Here is a 16,031-nt window from a genome sequence, read left to right as displayed (position 1 = left end):
AAAAGTCACGCCGTACCGAAGGCGCTGGCGCCATGGTCGGCGCGGCCTACCAACTGCCGGAACCCGGCGAAAAGCTCGCGGCCGAAGCCGAATTCATTGCCTATGAGGTCGCTGTCCGCGGGCCGGCGCAGGGCAAAGTCTCCGGCCGGCACCAGTACTTCGAGCGTTCCGGCCTCCGCATCGAGCCTGATGATATCGCCGTCATGGATCCTGGCGATCGGCCCGTCCTCCGCCGCTTCCGGCGTCACGTGGATCGCCGCCGGCACCTTGCCTGAAGCGCCTGACATGCGGCCGTCGGTGACCAGCGCCACATGCTGGCCGCGGTCCTGCAGGATGCCGAGCACGGTGGTCAGCCTGTGCAATTCCGGCATGCCGTTGGCCTTCGGACCCTGGAAACGAATGACGGCGATGAAGTCGCCGGTCAGCGACCCCGCCTTGAACGCCTCGTTCAGCCCTTGCTGGCTGTCGAACACCTTGGCCGGCGCCTCGATGATGCGCCGCTCCGGCTTGACCGCGGATGTCTTGATGACGGCGTGGCCGAGATTGCCTGAAAGCACTTTCAGCCCGCCGCTCGGCTGGAAGGCCTTCTTGAACGGCGCCAGCACCTTCTCGTCGCCGCTCTCGCGCGGCGATGCCTCGCGCAGAACGCCGCCGTCGGCGCCGAGCTTGGCCTCGACCGCGTAGGGGCGCAGCCCTTCGCCCCACACTGTCTGCACATCCTCGTGCAGGATGCCTGCGTCGAGCAGTTCGCGGATCAGGAAGCCGAGCCCGCCAGCGGCGTGGAAGTGGTTCACATCGGCAAGGCCGTTCGGATAGACCCGCGCCAGCAGCGGCACCGCTTCCGAGATGTCGGAAATATCCTGCCAGGTAATGGCGATGCCGGCCGCCGCCGCCATGGCGATCAAATGGATGGTGTGATTGGTCGAACCGCCGGTGGCGTGCAGGCCGACGATGCCGTTGACGATCGAGCGCTCGTCGATCATCCGCCCGACCGGCGTGTAGGCGTTGCCGAGCGCGGTGATCGCCAGTGCCCGCTTGGTCGCTTCCCTGGTCAGCGCGTCGCGCAGTGGTGTGCCCGGATTGACGAACGAGGCACCAGGCGTGTGCAGGCCCATGATCTCCATCAGCATCTGGTTGGAATTGGCCGTGCCGTAAAAAGTGCAGGTTCCCGGCCCGTGATAGGATTTTGATTCGGCTTCGAGCAGTTCGGCGCGCCCTGCCTTGCCCTCGGCATAGAGCTGGCGGATCTTGGCCTTTTCGTCGTTCGGAATGCCGGTCGTCATCGGCCCGGCCGGAATGAACACGGCCGGCAGGTGGCCGAAGGTCAGCGCCGCGATCACTAGCCCCGGCACGATCTTGTCGCAGACGCCGAGATAGACGGCGGCGTCGAACATGTTGTGGGACAGGCCGATCGCCGCGGCCATGGCGATCACGTCGCGCGAAAACAGCGACAGCTCCATTCCGGGTTGGCCCTGGGTGACGCCGTCGCACATCGCCGGCACGCCGCCGGCCACCTGGGCGATGCCGCCGGCCTCGCGCGCCGCGTCCTTGATCAGCGCCGGAAACGTCTCGAAAGGCTGATGCGCCGACAGCATGTCGTTATAGGAGGTGATAATGCCGAGATTCGGCACCCGGTCGCCGCCAAGCGCCACCTTTTCGGATGGACTGCACACGGCAAAGCCATGAGCCAGGTTGCCGCAGGACAGCACGGCCCGGTTGGCGGTGCGGTTCGAGGCTTCGGCGATGCGGCCGAGATAGGCCTCGCGACCGGGTTTGGAGCGCTCACGGATGCGCTGGGTGATGGCTTCGATGTCGCGTCTTGCGGTCATGGCGGTCGGTCCTTTCAGGCGAGGTCCCGCAACTTCCGGCTGTTGCCGGGACCTGCAGCCAAGTTGAGATCAGGGTGCCCAGAAAACCTCTACGGGCTTTTGAGTGGCATCGAGCACGGCGCGAATGGGCTTTCGTGCTCCAGCTCCAAGCGCGGCCTCGAATGCGGTGCGTTTTTCCGCGCCCTCGATATGCAGCGCGATGAAGGCGGCATTGATGATCCGCGCCAGTGACAGCGTCAGCCGTGGCTCGCCGGCGCTTGCCGCGTGAACCGGCAGCACGATCCTTTGCGACGACGGATCGAGCAATCTTGCCAGGTTGTCGGCATCCGGAAAGAACGAGGCGGTGTGGCCATCAGTTCCCATGCCGAGCACAATGACGTCGAGTGGCCAGGGCACCGCTTGCAGCGCCTCACTGTCGGAGACCGCTGCGCCCTCGATAGTTGCCGCGGCGTGGTAGAGCGGCACGAAATTCGCGGCGGCGGCCGCGTTCTGCAGCAGGTTGGCGGCAACCAGGCCGGCATTGGAGCGCGGCGATGAGGGCGGCACGAAGCGCTCGTCGACCAATGTTATCGTCACCTTTTCCCAGGCGATCGGAACGGTCGAAAGCGCCGCGAAGAATTTCGCCGGCGTCGTGCCGCCCGAGACCGCAAGCAGTGCCGTGCCGCGCTCGGCGATCGCCTTTGACAGGCAACCGGCGACGTGGCCGGCAAGCGCTGTCGCCAACTCCTGGCGTCCGGCAAATTCGTGCCAGTTGTAGGCGCCGCCTAATTGCTCTCGTGCCATGTCCGCCCGTCGCGTTCGATCAGCGCAATCGAGGCCGAGGGGCCCCATGTGCCGGCGGTGTAGCCTTGCGCCTCTTGCCTTCCGCTTTCCCAGGCGTCCTGGATCGGGTCGATCCATTTCCACGCCGCCTCGACCTCGTCGCGGCGCATGAACAGCGTCTGGTTGCCACGGATGACGTCCATGATCAGCCGCTCATAGGCATCGGGGGCGCGGCCGTCGAAGGATTGCGCAAAACTCATGTCGAGCGGAATCTGGCGCAGCCGCATGCCGCCCGGCCCCGGATCCTTGATCATGATGAACTGCTTGACGCCTTCGTCGGGCTGCAGCCTGATGACCAGTTGGTTGGCGGAAATCGGCCCGGCGCTCTCGCCGAAGATCGAATGCGGGATTGGCTTGAATTCGATGACGATCTCCGAAACGCGCGTCGCCAGCCGCTTGCCGGTCCGGAGATAGAACGGCACGCCCGCCCAGCGCCAGTTGCCGATTTCGGCCTTCAGCGCAACGAAGGTCTCGGTGTTGCTGTTCTTGCCGAGCTCCTCGACATAGCCTTTCACCGGCCCGCCGGCCGAGGCGCCGGCACGGTATTGCCCGCGCACCGTGTGCTTCGGCGCTTCGTTGCCGTTGATGCGTTTCAGCGCCCGCAGCACCTTCAGCTTTTCGTCACGGACGGCATCGGCGTCCATCGACGACGGCGCCTCCATGGCGACGAGGCAGAGCAGTTGCAGCATGTGGTTCTGCACCATGTCGCGCAATGCGCCGGCCTTGTCGTAATAGGTGACGCGGTCTTCCAGGCCGACTGTCTCGGCCACGGTGATCTGCACATGATCGACATTGGCGGAATTCCAAAGCGGCTCGTAGAGCGCGTTGGCAAAGCGCAGCGCCATCAAATTCTGAACCGTCTCCTTGCCGAGATAGTGGTCGATGCGGAAAATCTGGCTTTCATGGAAGTCGTCGCCGACCAGATCGTTGAGCGCGCGCGCCGAAACGAGATCGCGGCCGATCGGCTTTTCCAGCACGATGCGCGAATTCGGCGTGATCAGCCCGTGCTCCTTCAGCTTGTGCGAGATGTCGCCGAACAGCGCCGGTGCCACTGCCAGATAGAAAGCGCGGATGTGTTCGCTGTTGCCAATCGCCTCCCTCAGCCTGTCGAAGCCGGCACCAGTTGTTGCATCTGCCGGGATATAGGAGAGCCGCGCGAGGAACGTCTTCAGTTCCGTGGCGTCGATATCTTCCGGTTTCACATGATCGGCAATCGCCTGCCTGGCGAAAGACTGGAATTCCTCGTCGGTCATCTTCGAACGTGATGTGCCGATGATGCGCGTCGGCTCAGAAAACTGGTGGTCGCGCTGCCGGTGGTACAGCGACGGCAGAAGCTTGCGTTCCGACAGATCGCCGGTGCCGCCGAAAATGATGAAGTCGAAAGGATCGACGGGGATGATCTGGCTGGTCATGGTCTGTCCGCTCTGACGCCGGTCGCGATAACGCGGCTGATATAATCTAATCGATTTAAACTTGCCAGTGCCATTGCGTCACATCCGCGTGTGCTCTTGACACCGGCGCTAGCCGGAGGCTTGTCGGCAAGCGATGCTTCCGGGAGCGTTCGCAGGTGCAGCATAGAGCGGGATCAAGGCGAAAGCCAAAGGAGAAATCGGCAATGGACACACATCTTTCGATGGCCATGGCCAAACGCGTTTTCGATCGTCTTCAACGATGAGTGAGAAAAGCTTGCGCCTCAAAAACAAGGTCGCCATCATCACCGGCGCTGCCTCAGGCTTTGGCGAGGGCATGGCCAGGCGCTTTGCCGAGGAGGGCGCGCGGGTAGTTGTCGCCGATCTGAACGCCAAGGGCGCAGAGCGCGTTGCCGGCGAGATCGGCGAAAAGGCGATCTGGACCCAGACCGACGTCTCGCTGCGGTCCGAATTCGACGACATGGTCAATGCTGCAATGGGCGCCTTCGGCCGCATCGACATCATGGTCAACAACGCCGGTTTTACCCATCGCAACGGTGACATGCTGGATGTCGACGAGGCGACCTTCGATCTGATCATTTCAGTCAACATGAAGGCGATCTACCACGCAGCACTTGCCGTGGTGCCGGTGATGGAGCGGCAAGGCGGCGGCGTCATCCTGACGACGGCCTCCACGGCCGGTATCAGGCCGCGGCCTGGCCTCACCTGGTACAATGCATCGAAGGGCTGGGCGATCACCGCGACCAAATCGATGGCGGTGGAACTCGCGCCGAAGAATATCCGTGTCAACTGCCTCTGCCCGGTTGCCGGCGAGACCGGCATGCTCGCGAAATTCATGGGCGCCGACACACCCGAGATCCGCGAGAAGTTCCGCGCGTCGATCCCGCTCGGCCGGCTTTCGACGCCGCTCGACATAGCCAATGCCGCGCTTTGGCTCGCTTCGGACGAGGCGGCTTTTATCACCGGCGTGGCGCTGGAAGTCGACGGCGGGCGTTGTATTTGAACGGTCCGGTCATCCGGCGGAGGACTGGCTGATGGCGAGCGACCCGCAATCGCTCTGCCGGCCCTACGCCCCGGTTTTGACGTAGCTCTTGTAGACCCAGCCGCGCTTGCCGTTGTAGACGATCTGGCACCATTGCTTGCAGCTCATCACTTGCACCGAGGTCTTGGCCGGCACGGTGAGAATGGCGGCCGCATTCTTTTTTGGGCCGGTGCGCATTGTGACGGACCTCAGGATGCGTCCGGTACCCGCGGTATTGGCTTTTCCGGATTTTGCCTTGGTGCTGCCATTGTCGTCCTCACTCGCGGACTGCGCTGCCGGCAATTGCGGGTTGGGCGTGGGGATGGCGGCGGTCTGCGCGCCGTCGGGCCCGGTGTTTTTCGTCGAGCTTCCGGGAGCCGCCACCTTGGCAAACAAAGCCGCAGCGTCGGGTTTCGCTGCCGGGTCGGCGAATGCCACCGAAGCAGACGATTTATCGGCCGCCTGCTCGGTCTGGCTTGCCAGCTGGTCGGATGCTTCGGTGGCGGCGGCCGATGCCGTCTTTGGCCCCGTCCAGCGGGGATCGTTGGGAGCGAGCGCCGGTATCTCGGCTGCCGCCGCGGCCACTGCCGGGGAAACCGCATCGGCCTTGCCCGTCGTCCGCGGCGCCGCGGCGACCTTGGCAGGCATGATCTTCGTCGTCTTGACCGGAATGGTCGGAACGATCTGCTCAGGGCTCGCCGCCGCCTGCCGCTCATTGGCCGGCAAGGCCAGCCACAGTGCCACTGCGGCGACGCCGAGCAGTGCTGTCGTGCCAAGCGCGGCTATTACCAGATGCGCGTTCGACCGGACCCCGTGCCAGAATGTCGGCCGCATATCATAACCGAATTGCATCGCAAGGCGCCGTCGTTCCGGCGCGCCGAAACTGAAGGGCTCTCTCACTCTTGCCACCTCCATTTGCGGGCCGATGTTCTTACGATCCATGCCGGAGAGCCGGCATTTCGATCGGCATCGGTCCCAAACCAAAAGCGGGCAGGCCCGCAAAAATTCCCCGTTCAGCTGCCCACGAGCATCATCTTTCGCCCGCGATTGTGGCATCACTGCGCCCTTGGCCGGAATTCTGCGTCCCAGTTAAGGATTCTGCAACGTCTGGTTAAATCCTGTCCCGCAACGCGTACCAGTTGAGCGCGAGAAAGAGCAGTGGCGCGCGCAAACGCCGGCCGCCGGGGAAGGATGGAATCTTCAAATCCTCGATCAGCTTCAGCCGATCGCGGTTGCCGGCGACCGTCTCGGCATAAAGCTTGCCGAAAAAGTTCGACAGCATGACGCCGTGGCCGGAATAACCGCCGACCGAGATCACATTGGGCATCACTTCGCGCACGAACGGCTTTCTCGGCACGGTGATGCCGACGTAGCCGCCCCAGCCATGGGTGATCTCGACGTCCTTCAATGAGGGATAGATCTCGGCGATCTGCCGGCGGATGTGGATGTGGATGTCCTTGGGATCGTTGACAGCGTAGATCTCGCGCCCGCCAAACAGCAGCCGCCCATCCTTCGATTTCCGGAAATAGCGCACGACGAAGCGCGAATCGTCGACCGCCTCGCCATCCGGCAACACTTTGGAATCGGCTCCCAGCGGTACCGTCGCGCCGATGAACGAGCCGATCGGCATGATATGCGAGGCACTCACCGGTTCGAGCGCGCCGCCGTAGGCATTGACCCCGATCAGGCATTTAGCGGCGGTGATCGTGCCCTTCGGCGTCGCAACCCTGACCTTGCCGCCGCCGGAGGTAATGCCGGTCGACGGCGTCTGCTCGAATAGCTTTGCGCCGGCCTGTGCCGCGACTTTTGCGGTGCCGATCACCAGTTTCAGCGGATGGATATGGCCGGTGCCGGTGTCGCGGGTGCCGCCGAAATAATGCGTCGAGCCCAGCCGCTCGGCTGTCTCCGCGGCATCCATGAATGAGATGTGCGGATAGCCGAAGCGGCTCGCCATGATCTCGGCATGCGCCTTGTAGTCGTCGACATAGCGCTTCTTGTGCGCCACCGACATCTGGCCGGGCATATAGTCGATCTCGATCTGGTGCATTGCGGCGAAATCGAGCAGATGCGCTTTGGCCTCTTCGGCGAGGTCGAACAGCGCCTTGGCGCGGGAAAAGCCGTACTCCGCTTCCAGCTCCTCTGCCCAGGCCCGTTGTCCGGTGCCGAGCTGGCCACCATTGCGGCCCGATGCGCCGTCACCGAAACGATGGGTTTCGATCAGCACGACATTCGCGCCTGTCTTGGCGAGATGAGCCGCCGCCGACAGGCCGGTAAAGCCGCCGCCGACAATCACCACATCGCATGTCCGGTCGCCGTCGAGCGCCGGATATTCGGGCCTTGGTCCGGCCGTGTCTTCGTACCAGGAGCGGCCGGGGGAGATTGGGGATTGGTAAGTCATGATGCTCGGCTAGGGGAGTAGGGGAGTAGGGGAGTAGGGGAGTAGGGGAGTAGGTAAGCTAGTCGGGTGAAAGTTTGCGGATTAGAAGTCGAAGAAGCTTCCCAACGCTTTCGGTACTCGCCAACAATGAAGCCGCGGTCGCCTTCGGCGCGATGCCGGTACGCTCGGCGATCAGAAGCTGAGTTTCCAGTTTCCTTCAATGATCCTTGAGCGATACGGAGAAATTGTTGATAGGAACCTCGGATCTCTCTGCCATATCCCTCCGCAATGTTCGACGGCACTGAGCTTGCAGCGCGCCGCACTTGGCTGGTCAGTCCATAAAGTTCTTCCTTGGGCCATGATTTCGTCGCGCCGTAAACGGCCACAGCAAGGTCCATTGCCTGCTGCCAGACTATCAAATCCTTGTAGGAACCCGTTTTCTCAGCCATTCGTCCCTACTCCCCTACTCCCCTACTCCCCTACTCCCCTACTCCCCTACTACACGTTCAGCAGCAAATACTCCCTCTCCCACGGGCTGATCACTTCCATGAAGGTCTCGAATTCCGCTCGCTTGATCGCCGCATAGGTGGCGGCAAATGACTTGCCGAGCAGCGCGCAGAGTTCCTCGTCTGCCTCGAACAGGTCGACGGCTTCGAGCAGGCTGCGCGGCAGGTCGATCTGGTCCTCGTTGGCGGTCGTCAGAACCGGCGGCTCGGCCTGGATCTTGTTGGTCATGCCGATCAGCCCGCAGGCGAGCGATGCCGCCATCGCCAGATAGGGATTGGCGTCCGAGGACGGGATGCGGTTTTCGACGCGCCGCGCCGCCGGGTCGGAGCGGGGCACGCGGAAGGCCGTGGTGCGGTTGTCGTAGCCCCATTTGTTGTTGACCGGCGCCGAGGCCGACTGCGTCAGCCGCCGGTAGGAATTGACATACGGCGCAAACATCACCAGCGCGTTCGGCACATGTTTCTGCATGCCGCCGATGAAGTGGAAGAAGGCCTCGGTCTCCGAGCCGTCCTCCGCCGAAAAGACGTTCTTGCCGGTCTTCTTGTCGATGATCGACTGATGGATATGCATGGCCGAACCGGGCTGCCCCTGGATCGGCTTGGCCATGAACGTGGCGTAGATTTCGTGCTTGAGCGCCGCTTCGCGGATGGTGCGCTTGAACATGAACACCTGGTCGGCGAGTTCGATCGGATCGCCGTGACGCAGATTGATTTCGAGCTGGCCGGCGCCCTCCTCGTGGATCAGCGTGTCGATCTCCAGGCCCTGGCTTTCGGAGAAATGGTAGATGTCGTCGATCAGTTCGTCGAATTCGTTGACCCCGGCGATCGAATAGCCGGCACCGCCGCCGATCGGCCGCCCGGAGCGCCCGACAGGCGGGGTGAGCGGGTAGTCCGGATCGGGGTTCTTGCGCACCAGGTAGAACTCGATCTCGGGCGCCACGACCGGTCTCAGCCCACGCTTGTCATAGGCGGCAAGCACGCGCTTCAGCACGTTGCGCGGCGTGAACTCGACCGAGCGGCCGTCCTGGTGGACGAGGTCGCAGATAACCGCCGCGGTAGGGTCCTCCTCCCACGGCACCACCGTCAGCGTCGAGAGGTCAGGCATCAGCTTGAGGTCGCCGTCGTCCTCCGGATAGTGGAAGCCGTTGCCGTCCTCCGGATAGCCGCCGGAAATCGTTGTCATGAACACCGCCGAAGGCAGCGCCAGCGAGGTGTTGGAGGTGAACTTCTTCGATGGCATCATCTTGCCGCGCGCAACCCCGGCCTGGTCGGGTGTGATGCATTCGATATCTTCGATGCCGCGCCATTCCAGCCAGGCGCTGACTTCCTTCCAGTTCTTGACGCCACGTTGGTTTTTCACGAAGGCAGGCGTGCGGGCGCGTCCTCCGCGGCTCGACGGACGGACTTCCTTTTTGGCAGGCGGCATCAATCACCAGATTTGTTGCAGATTGTGGAGTATAGCCGTTGCCGACGACGAAAGGGAAGGGGAGCCGGCTGGCGTGCGCCTCGATAACCGGGGGAACACAACGACTTCCGGATAAAAGCCTCCTGGTCTAGGGTCGGCCTCCCGCAACGCTGCAATTAATGGGCCGCATGCAACACAGCCGCAAACTGACGACGATCGGCTTCGACGCCGATGACACGCTGTGGCAGAACGAACAGTTCTTCCGCGTGACCGAGAGGCGCTTTGCCGCACTGCTCGCCGATCACGCCGAGGAGGACCGGATTTCAGCAAGATTGCTGGAGGCCGAGAAGCGCAACCTCGCGGTCTACGGCTTCGGCATCAAGGGGTTCACGCTGTCGATGATCGAGACGGCGATCGAGGTCACCAACGGTCAGGTGCCGGCCTCGACTATCGCCGAAATTCTCGCGGCGGGCCGCGAGATGCTCAGCCATCCGATCGAGCCGCTTCCGCATGCGCGCGAAACCGTGGAAAAGCTGGCCGGCGCCTACCGCCTGGTGCTGATCACCAAGGGCGACCTGTTCGACCAGGAACGCAAGCTCGCGCAATCCGGCCTGGGCGAGCTGTTTGATGCGGTCGAAATCGTCAGCGACAAGAGCGCGGCCACCTATACCCGCATCTTCAGCCGGCACGGCGACGGCCCGGAAAAGGGCATGATGGTCGGCAACTCGCTCAAATCGGACGTCGTGCCGGCCATCGAAGCCGGCAGTTGGGGCATCCACGTTCCGCATGAGCTGACCTGGGTGCTGGAACATGTCGAGCCGCCGGTCTCGGCACCACGCTTTCGCCAGATAGCCAATCTCGGTGAACTGCCCGGCTTGATCGAGCGTATCGGCGAGATTGATTGATCAAGTCTGGAGTCGACGCATCGCGGTAGGGGTCAGTTGCGCCCAATTCCGATCAGCCGGTCGATCACCGGCTGCAGCCGCTCGGTGGTGATCGGCTTGACGACCACTGCATCGATGACGCTGGACAGGCCCAGGCTCTCTGGAGTGCCGGTCTTGATTGAAAGCAGGATCACCGACGGAAGCGATTTGCCTGACGCCCTTCGCAGTGCATCAATGCCCGACAACAAGGCGTCGCAGTCCCCGTTCTCCGCTCCGCCGTCGAGAACGACAGTCCCGGGAATCAGCGCGTGCAAGGCCTTTGCCGCGGTTTCGGGAGTTTCCGAGATCGGTTTGAGGCCGGACCGCTCCACGATCTTTGAAACCACGACCCGGTTGATCGGTGATTTTCCGACCACCAGCACCCGCGAGAAATCCGGGAGCATCCGCGTCTCCACGTCCCGGCTAACGAAAGCCAGCTGTTTTGCAGTCTCGATATCGCGATTCGCTGGGCACATGGCGGGGCAGGCCGTTGTTCAATGTTTCAATGCAGGGTTGTAACTCGAGAGGTAATTGGCGTGAGATCATTGCTCATGTCAAGCTCAAATGGCATATCAGGAGAATATCGCGAGAAACATTAAAATTAAAATTAAGTGCTTTTCTTTGCCGCCGCTCGAAAGGAGAAGTCGCCATTACAACTGGGCAGGCTTCAGCGAAGTTTGGCTGTGCAGTGCGAACGCATCAACTCGCAGCCGTAGCCAGATTGACGCAGGTTGGATGAAGGCGAGGCAAGTCTGTCGCGAGCTTGTCGTATCGCCTCGCTGGACTATCCTTCCTCGTTGGCTAAGCACGTCTCTTTGAGCGACGGGAGATGACAATGGAACTCGTGACTCACAAGAAATTTAAAAACGGCCGGTTGATGCCATGGGGAAAGGGTACGGTCGTTACCGGCGCAAAGGGGTTTGTCTACCTTTCCGGAAACACCGCGACGGCCGAGGACTACGATCCGATCGGCAAAAGCGGCGGCGGCGCCATTGGCGATGCAGCGGCACAGTGGCGCGCAATTCTCACCAACATCAAATCAGATCTGGAGGAGCTTGGCAGTGCGCTCGAGCATCTCATCCGGCTGACCTTCTTTGTTAAGGGGCCATTTCCCGATGGCGGCGTGCTGAGCTCGCCCAATTTTCGCCTGGACGTCTTGGACGACTTCTTTGCCGTGCACTGCCCGAAGCACTGCAGCTACAACAACCCGCCGCCCTCGGAAGTTATTGGAGTTGCAGCGCTTGCGCAGTCTGATCTTGTCATTGAAATCATTGCACTAGCAGCTCTGCCGGACTAGACAGAGCCGCAGCCTGCGAGGTGCGATAGCATGCGTTTAAAAAAGGCGCGGTGCCGTAGAATTCATCAGTCGTGGCTCCGCTGTGTGACGATGACCGGGATCAGCAGATCGCCCCAGTTGCCATCACCGCCATGGTGCCGTGCCGAGCGCACCAGCTCGACCGAGACGCCGGCCTCGACCGCCTTCATCACCGACTGATTAAGCCTGTGCAGATCGTTCGCCAGCATTCGGATGGTCGCCTGCTGGTCGACATTCATGCTGGTGGCCTGCTCTTCGGCCCGTTCCTTGACGCGGCTTATCGATGCCATTGGTCTTCTCCTTGTGTTGCCATGCCCGTTTGGGCGTTCCCTCTGTTTGTCTGCTACCCCGTTATTCCGCCGCCGGCCTGAACTGGGCGTGCTCGGTCGATCCATGCATGGCCGTGGTCGAAGACTGGCCACCGGTGATCGCCATCGAGACGGCGTCGAAATAGCCGGTGCCGACCTCGCGCTGGTGCTTGGTGGCGGTGTAGCCATTGGCTTCCGCGGCGAATTCCGCCTCCTGCAGTTCCGAATAGGCTGCCATCTGCCGCTCCTTGTAGCCGCGGGCGAGCTCGAACATGCCGAAATTGAGCTGGTGGAAACCGGCCAGCGTAATGAACTGGAACTTGTAACCCATGGCGCCGAGTTCCTTCTGGAACTTCGCAATCGTTGCGTCATCGAGATTCTTCTTCCAGTTGAAAGACGGCGAGCAATTATAGGCAAGCAGCTTGCCTGGATGATGCTTGCGCACGCCCTCGGCAAACGTCCTGGCCTGCCCCAGATCGGGCTTGGAGGTCTCGCACCAGATCAGGTCCGCATAGGGCGCATAGGCGACGGCGCGGGCGATGCAGGGCTCGATGCCGTTGCTGACATGGTAGAAGCCCTCTGCCGTGCGGCCGGCGCCATAATCGACGAAGGGCCGGTCGCGTTCGTCGATGTCGGAGGTCAGGAGCTTTGCCGCTTCCGCGTCGGTGCGCGCCACGACCAGCGTCGGCGTGCCCATGACGTCGGCGGCAAGGCGCGCCGCGTTGAGGTTGCGGATGTGTGCGGCGGTCGGGATCAGCACTTTGCCGCCGAGATGGCCGCATTTCTTCTCCGAGGCCAGCTGGTCCTCGTAATGGACGCCGGCCGCACCCGCCTCGATGAACGCCTTCATGATCTCGAAAGCGTTGAGCGGCCCGCCGAAGCCGGCTTCGGCATCGGCGACGATCGGCGCGAACCAGGTGTCGACCGACAGCCCCTTGCCTTCCGAAGTCTCGATCTGGTCGGCCCGCTGCAGGGTGCGGTTGATGCGCTTGACCAGTTCGGGCGCCGCATTGGCGGGATAGAGCGATTGGTCCGGGTACATGGCGGAAGCGGTGTTGGCATCGGCGGCGACCTGCCATCCTGACAGATAGATCGCCTTCAGCCCGGCCCGCACCTGCTGCATTGCCTGGTTGCCCGACATGGCACCCAGCGCGTTGACGAAATCCTCTTCATGGATGAGCTGCCACAGCCGGTTTGCGCCCATTTCGGCGAGGCTCTGCCGAATCTGCACCGAGCCGCGCAGCCGTTTCACGTCCTCTGGCGAATACGGCCGTTCGATGCCATCGAAGCGACCTTGCGGCGCCGACGGGACAAGGTTGTAAAAATCGGTCATTGGTCACTCCAGGCTGGCTTTAATGCCGGTTTCGGAAACGCCGTACAGGAGAAATATGTGCCTGCCGTATGTGTGACATCATTTACATGTCGGCACTAGGCAAGCGAGACAAACTCCGAAATTGCCGATGAAATAAGAGAAAACCTGTGTTGTGTTTGACTGATGAGAGCTGTAAATTTGTCATGATTGTAAACGCCGCTATGCGATCAGCGGATGTAAATTCTTGTCAAGGACAGTCGATTGGCCGACCACAAAATCTTTGCCGGGCCGCGCATTCGTCGCATCCGCAACGCCAAGGGCCTGACCCAGACGGCGATGGCCGAAGGGCTCGGCATCTCGCCGTCCTATCTCAATCTCATCGAGCGCAACCAGCGGCCGCTGACGGTGCAACTGATCTTGAGACTGGCGTCCGTCTACAAGGTCGACCCACATGAATTGCAGGGCGAGGCGAGGGGTTCGGTCGCCGATTTGAAGGAAGTGTTTTCAGATCCGTTGCTGGCCGGCGAACTGCCGGGCGACCAGGAACTCATCGAACTTGCCGAGGCGGCGCCCAACGCTTCCGCCGCTGTGATAAAGCTGTTTCGCGCCTATCGCGAGCAGGCCGAGCGATTATCGGATCTCAACGAGCTGCTCGCGCGCGAGGGCAAAGCCACCGCACTCTCCGGCGCCCGGCTGCCGATCGACGAGGTGCATGAGATTTTCGAACGCCGGCCGAACCATTTTGCCGCGCTCGAAGAGGAAGCCGAGTCATTTACGTCGGTGCTCGATCCCGGCGATGATCTGTTCAGTGCGTTGAAGGCCTGGCTGCGGCGTGAATTCGGCATCGTCGTCAAGGTACTGCCGGTCGCCATCATGCCCAACTGGCGCCGTCGCTATGACCGTCACTCGCAGCGCCTGTTCCTGTCCGAGCGCCTGTCGCCATTCGATCAGCTGCGCGAGGTGGCTATGGAGGCCTGCCTGATCCGCATGAGCGTCGTTGTCGCTGCCGAGATCCAGGCGCTGAAGCTGGCCACGGACGAAGCCCGCCGGCTGGCACGTTTCGAGCTCGGCCGCTATGCCGCGCACGCTCTGATGATGCCCTATCAGCCTTTTCACGCCGCCGCGGTCCGTGCCCGTTATGACATCGACATGTTGCGGTCGCGCTTCGGCGTCTCCTTCGAGCAGGCGGCGAACCGGCTGACCACGCTGCAGCGGCCGGGTGCGTCGGGCGTGCCGTTCTTCATGCTCGAGGTCGACAGTGCCGGCAATCGGTTCCGCAAGGCGGGCAGCCACGGCTTTCCGCAAAGCCGCTTCGGCGGCGGCTGTCCGAAGCTGCCGGTCCATGCCGCCTTCGCCCAGCCCGGCCAGATCCTGGTCGAGGCAGTGGAAATGCCCGACGGCGCAGCGTTTCTCTGCATGGCCCGCACGCTCGAGGGGCCGCAGGGCTCGTTTGCCGAGCGACCGCGGCGCACGGCGCTGCTGCTCAGCTGCGACATCGGCTTTCGCGACGAGGTCGTCTATGGAGCGGCATTGCCGGGGCCGGCCGCCATCGGCAAGACCGGACAGAGCGCCGCTGCGTCGGCGACGCCGGTCGGCCCTGCCTGCCGGCTGTGCGAACGCATCGGCTGCCTCGCCCGCGCCGAGCCACCCGTGACACGTCCGCTCGGCCTCGACGAGATGGTGACGGGACTGTCGGCTTTCGATTTCCAGTGAGGCCGTGGCAGCTTGCTGGCCAGAGAAGATCATACGCGGTTTCACGGCAGGAAAATAACAAGCTGTCCCTTGGGACATTGATCGTCGAAGTATTGATTCAGCATCGGCCGTGAGATATCAAAAGACGAATTGGGCGACGATCGGGGGATCAGGGATGGGCAGGACGTTTTTTTGGCTTGGCTTGGTGCTTGCCTTTTCGATCTGCCCCGCATTTGCGGAAAAGTCCGCGGACTTCTTCAAATCCTATCAACAGTATAATGACGCCGGCAAAGCATTCCTGGACAAGATCGATCCGAAGACTGGCGCGATAGACCTAGCCGAAGGCGTGCACCTGGACCTCAAGGACAAATTCTATTTTCTGAACAAGAAAGATACTGCCTCCGTCCTGACGGAAGCCTGGGGCAATCCACCCGACGCCGCTTCCGAATCGCTCGGCATGATCTTTCCAGTCAGCAATGACCCCATTGCCGAGAACAATTGGGGAATAGAGCTGAGATGGGAGAAGATAGGTTACGTCGACGACAGCGAGGCGGGATCCATCGACTACAATGAACTGCTGCGCAACATGCGGGCGGATACCTTGTCGGGCAACGATCAAAGGGTAAAGGACGGCTATTCGCCCATCACTCTGATCGGCTGGGCATCACCGCCCGTGTACGACGCAGTCAACAAGCGTCTGCACTGGGCCAAGGAACTGCAGTTCGGAAACGATGCAGTCCACACGCTTAACTACGACGTTCGCTTTCTCGGCAGGGAGGGCGTTTTCGTGATGAGCTACATCGCAACTGTGGACCAGTTGCCGGAAATCAAGCAGAGTCTCGATGAAGTGCTTGATCTTGCTGTCTTCAAGCCCGGCAAAACATATTTGGACTTCAGACCAGGCGTCGATACGGTTGCGGCGATTGGCATCGGTGGCCTCATTGCCGGCAAACTGGCGGCAAAGGCAGGATTTCTGGTGGTAGCGCTCATCGCGCTGAAAAAATTCGGCATTTTCCTGCTGATTCCCTTGGCAGGTCTCTGGCGCTTCATCCGCGGCAACAGAACAACCTCCTAGATCGATTTCATCGGCT

At 62.0% G+C, this 16,031-nt stretch carries 14 protein-coding genes and 1 pseudogene; 5 read left to right on the top strand and 10 right to left on the bottom strand.

Going from position 1 to position 16,031, the window contains the following annotated elements:
- Positions 1 to 5 precede the first annotated feature (5 nt).
- The 3 genes from edd to zwf all read right to left on the bottom strand — a co-directional run bounded on the left by edd (position 6) and on the right by zwf (position 4,063).
- Positions 6 to 1,829, bottom strand: a complete 1,824-nt coding sequence (gene edd, locus NKI95_RS07675) for a phosphogluconate dehydratase (RefSeq protein ID WP_352715523.1) — start codon at positions 1,827 to 1,829, stop codon at positions 6 to 8.
- Positions 1,830 to 1,898: 69 nt separating this feature from the next.
- On the bottom strand, positions 1,899 to 2,612 hold the full coding sequence (pgl, locus tag NKI95_RS07670) for a 6-phosphogluconolactonase (protein WP_352715521.1): 714 nt from the start codon (positions 2,610 to 2,612) through the stop codon (positions 1,899 to 1,901).
- On the bottom strand, positions 2,594 to 4,063 hold the full coding sequence (gene zwf, locus NKI95_RS07665; RefSeq protein ID WP_352715518.1) for a glucose-6-phosphate dehydrogenase: 1,470 nt from the start codon (positions 4,061 to 4,063) through the stop codon (positions 2,594 to 2,596). The genes pgl and zwf overlap by 19 nt, the downstream gene beginning before the upstream one ends.
- 259 nt (positions 4,064 to 4,322) lie before the next feature.
- Between zwf and NKI95_RS07660 the strand changes: the two genes are divergently transcribed.
- Positions 4,323 to 5,084, top strand: a complete 762-nt coding sequence (locus NKI95_RS07660) for an SDR family oxidoreductase (protein WP_352715515.1) — start codon at positions 4,323 to 4,325, stop codon at positions 5,082 to 5,084.
- A 63-nt stretch (positions 5,085 to 5,147) separates the two neighbouring features.
- On the opposite strand, the gene NKI95_RS07655 is transcribed toward NKI95_RS07660, so the two are convergent.
- The 4 genes and pseudogenes from NKI95_RS07655 to NKI95_RS07640 all read right to left on the bottom strand — a co-directional run bounded on the left by NKI95_RS07655 (position 5,148) and on the right by NKI95_RS07640 (position 9,411).
- Positions 5,148 to 6,044, bottom strand: coding sequence for an SH3 domain-containing protein (locus NKI95_RS07655; protein ID WP_352715513.1), 897 nt, complete (start codon positions 6,042 to 6,044; stop codon positions 5,148 to 5,150).
- A gap of 169 nt (positions 6,045 to 6,213) precedes the next feature.
- The gene (locus NKI95_RS07650; protein WP_352715510.1) at positions 6,214 to 7,500 is read right to left on the bottom strand and encodes an NAD(P)/FAD-dependent oxidoreductase; all 1,287 of its coding nucleotides are present in this window, start codon (positions 7,498 to 7,500) and stop codon (positions 6,214 to 6,216) included.
- Positions 7,501 to 7,558: 58 nt separating this feature from the next.
- Positions 7,559 to 7,928 (bottom strand): annotated as a pseudogene (locus tag NKI95_RS07645) (four helix bundle protein).
- A gap of 49 nt (positions 7,929 to 7,977) precedes the next feature.
- Positions 7,978 to 9,411, bottom strand: a complete 1,434-nt coding sequence (locus tag NKI95_RS07640; RefSeq protein ID WP_352450926.1) for a glutamine synthetase family protein — start codon at positions 9,409 to 9,411, stop codon at positions 7,978 to 7,980.
- A 167-nt stretch (positions 9,412 to 9,578) separates the two neighbouring features.
- On the opposite strand from NKI95_RS07640, the gene NKI95_RS07635 reads away from it, so the two are divergent.
- Positions 9,579 to 10,295 (top strand): HAD family hydrolase, encoded by a 717-nt coding sequence (locus NKI95_RS07635; protein ID WP_352715840.1) that lies wholly within the window; start codon positions 9,579 to 9,581, stop codon positions 10,293 to 10,295.
- 32 nt (positions 10,296 to 10,327) lie between these two features.
- Here the strand turns inward: NKI95_RS07635 and NKI95_RS07630 are convergent, their stop codons facing one another.
- Positions 10,328 to 10,717, bottom strand: coding sequence for an ANTAR domain-containing protein (locus NKI95_RS07630; RefSeq protein WP_352715508.1), 390 nt, complete (start codon positions 10,715 to 10,717; stop codon positions 10,328 to 10,330).
- Positions 10,718 to 11,148: 431 nt separating this feature from the next.
- Between NKI95_RS07630 and NKI95_RS07625 the strand changes: the two genes are divergently transcribed.
- Positions 11,149 to 11,610 carry a RidA family protein gene (locus tag NKI95_RS07625; protein WP_352715505.1) on the top strand — a complete coding sequence of 154 codons (462 nt, stop codon included), beginning with the start codon at positions 11,149 to 11,151 and terminating at the stop codon, positions 11,608 to 11,610.
- A gap of 65 nt (positions 11,611 to 11,675) precedes the next feature.
- Here the strand turns inward: NKI95_RS07625 and NKI95_RS07620 are convergent, their stop codons facing one another.
- Both NKI95_RS07620 and aceA read right to left on the bottom strand, forming a co-directional pair.
- Positions 11,676 to 11,918, bottom strand: a complete 243-nt coding sequence (locus tag NKI95_RS07620) for an SMc00767 family acetate metabolism repressor (protein WP_023719402.1) — start codon at positions 11,916 to 11,918, stop codon at positions 11,676 to 11,678.
- 61 nt (positions 11,919 to 11,979) lie between these two features.
- Entirely contained in the window at positions 11,980 to 13,269 is a 1,290-nt protein-coding gene (aceA, locus tag NKI95_RS07615) for an isocitrate lyase (protein ID WP_352715502.1), read from the bottom strand.
- Positions 13,270 to 13,509: 240 nt separating this feature from the next.
- Here aceA and NKI95_RS07610 point away from each other — a divergent pair, with 240 nt between their 5' ends.
- Positions 13,510 to 14,961, top strand: a complete 1,452-nt coding sequence (locus tag NKI95_RS07610) for a helix-turn-helix domain-containing protein (RefSeq protein WP_352715501.1) — start codon at positions 13,510 to 13,512, stop codon at positions 14,959 to 14,961.
- Positions 14,962 to 15,115: 154 nt separating this feature from the next.
- Positions 15,116 to 16,015, top strand: a complete 900-nt coding sequence (locus tag NKI95_RS07605; RefSeq protein ID WP_352715499.1) for a DUF2167 domain-containing protein — start codon at positions 15,116 to 15,118, stop codon at positions 16,013 to 16,015.
- Positions 16,016 to 16,031 lie beyond the last annotated feature (16 nt).

Source organism: Mesorhizobium sp. M0306 (assembly GCF_040321655.1).
Classification (GTDB): domain Bacteria; phylum Pseudomonadota; class Alphaproteobacteria; order Rhizobiales; family Rhizobiaceae; genus Mesorhizobium.
The sequence above is the reverse complement of the archived record's forward strand: the minus strand, read 5'-3'. Positions and strand labels throughout refer to the sequence as shown.

Bases quoted from the DNA above. Each gene is read 5' to 3' on its own strand.
- NKI95_RS07630 (WP_352715508.1), bottom strand. From the start codon at position 10,717: ATGCTCCCGGATTTCTCGCGGGTGCTGGTGGTCGGAAAATCACCGATC.
- aceA (WP_352715502.1), bottom strand. From the start codon at position 13,269: ATGACCGATTTTTACAACCTTGTCCCGTCGGCGCCGCAAGGTCGCTTC.
- NKI95_RS07625 (WP_352715505.1), top strand. From the start codon at position 11,149: ATGGAACTCGTGACTCACAAGAAATTTAAAAACGGCCGGTTGATGCCA.
- zwf (WP_352715518.1), bottom strand. From the start codon at position 4,063: ATGACCAGCCAGATCATCCCCGTCGATCCTTTCGACTTCATCATTTTC.
- NKI95_RS07605 (WP_352715499.1), top strand. From the start codon at position 15,116: ATGGGCAGGACGTTTTTTTGGCTTGGCTTGGTGCTTGCCTTTTCGATC.
- NKI95_RS07655 (WP_352715513.1), bottom strand. From the start codon at position 6,044: ATGGATCGTAAGAACATCGGCCCGCAAATGGAGGTGGCAAGAGTGAGA.
- edd (WP_352715523.1), bottom strand. From the start codon at position 1,829: ATGACCGCAAGACGCGACATCGAAGCCATCACCCAGCGCATCCGTGAG.
- NKI95_RS07660 (WP_352715515.1), top strand. From the start codon at position 4,323: ATGAGTGAGAAAAGCTTGCGCCTCAAAAACAAGGTCGCCATCATCACC.
- NKI95_RS07640 (WP_352450926.1), bottom strand. From the start codon at position 9,411: ATGCCGCCTGCCAAAAAGGAAGTCCGTCCGTCGAGCCGCGGAGGACGC.
- pgl (WP_352715521.1), bottom strand. From the start codon at position 2,612: ATGGCACGAGAGCAATTAGGCGGCGCCTACAACTGGCACGAATTTGCC.
- NKI95_RS07620 (WP_023719402.1), bottom strand. From the start codon at position 11,918: ATGGCATCGATAAGCCGCGTCAAGGAACGGGCCGAAGAGCAGGCCACC.
- NKI95_RS07635 (WP_352715840.1), top strand. From the start codon at position 9,579: ATGCAACACAGCCGCAAACTGACGACGATCGGCTTCGACGCCGATGAC.
- NKI95_RS07650 (WP_352715510.1), bottom strand. From the start codon at position 7,500: ATGACTTACCAATCCCCAATCTCCCCCGGCCGCTCCTGGTACGAAGAC.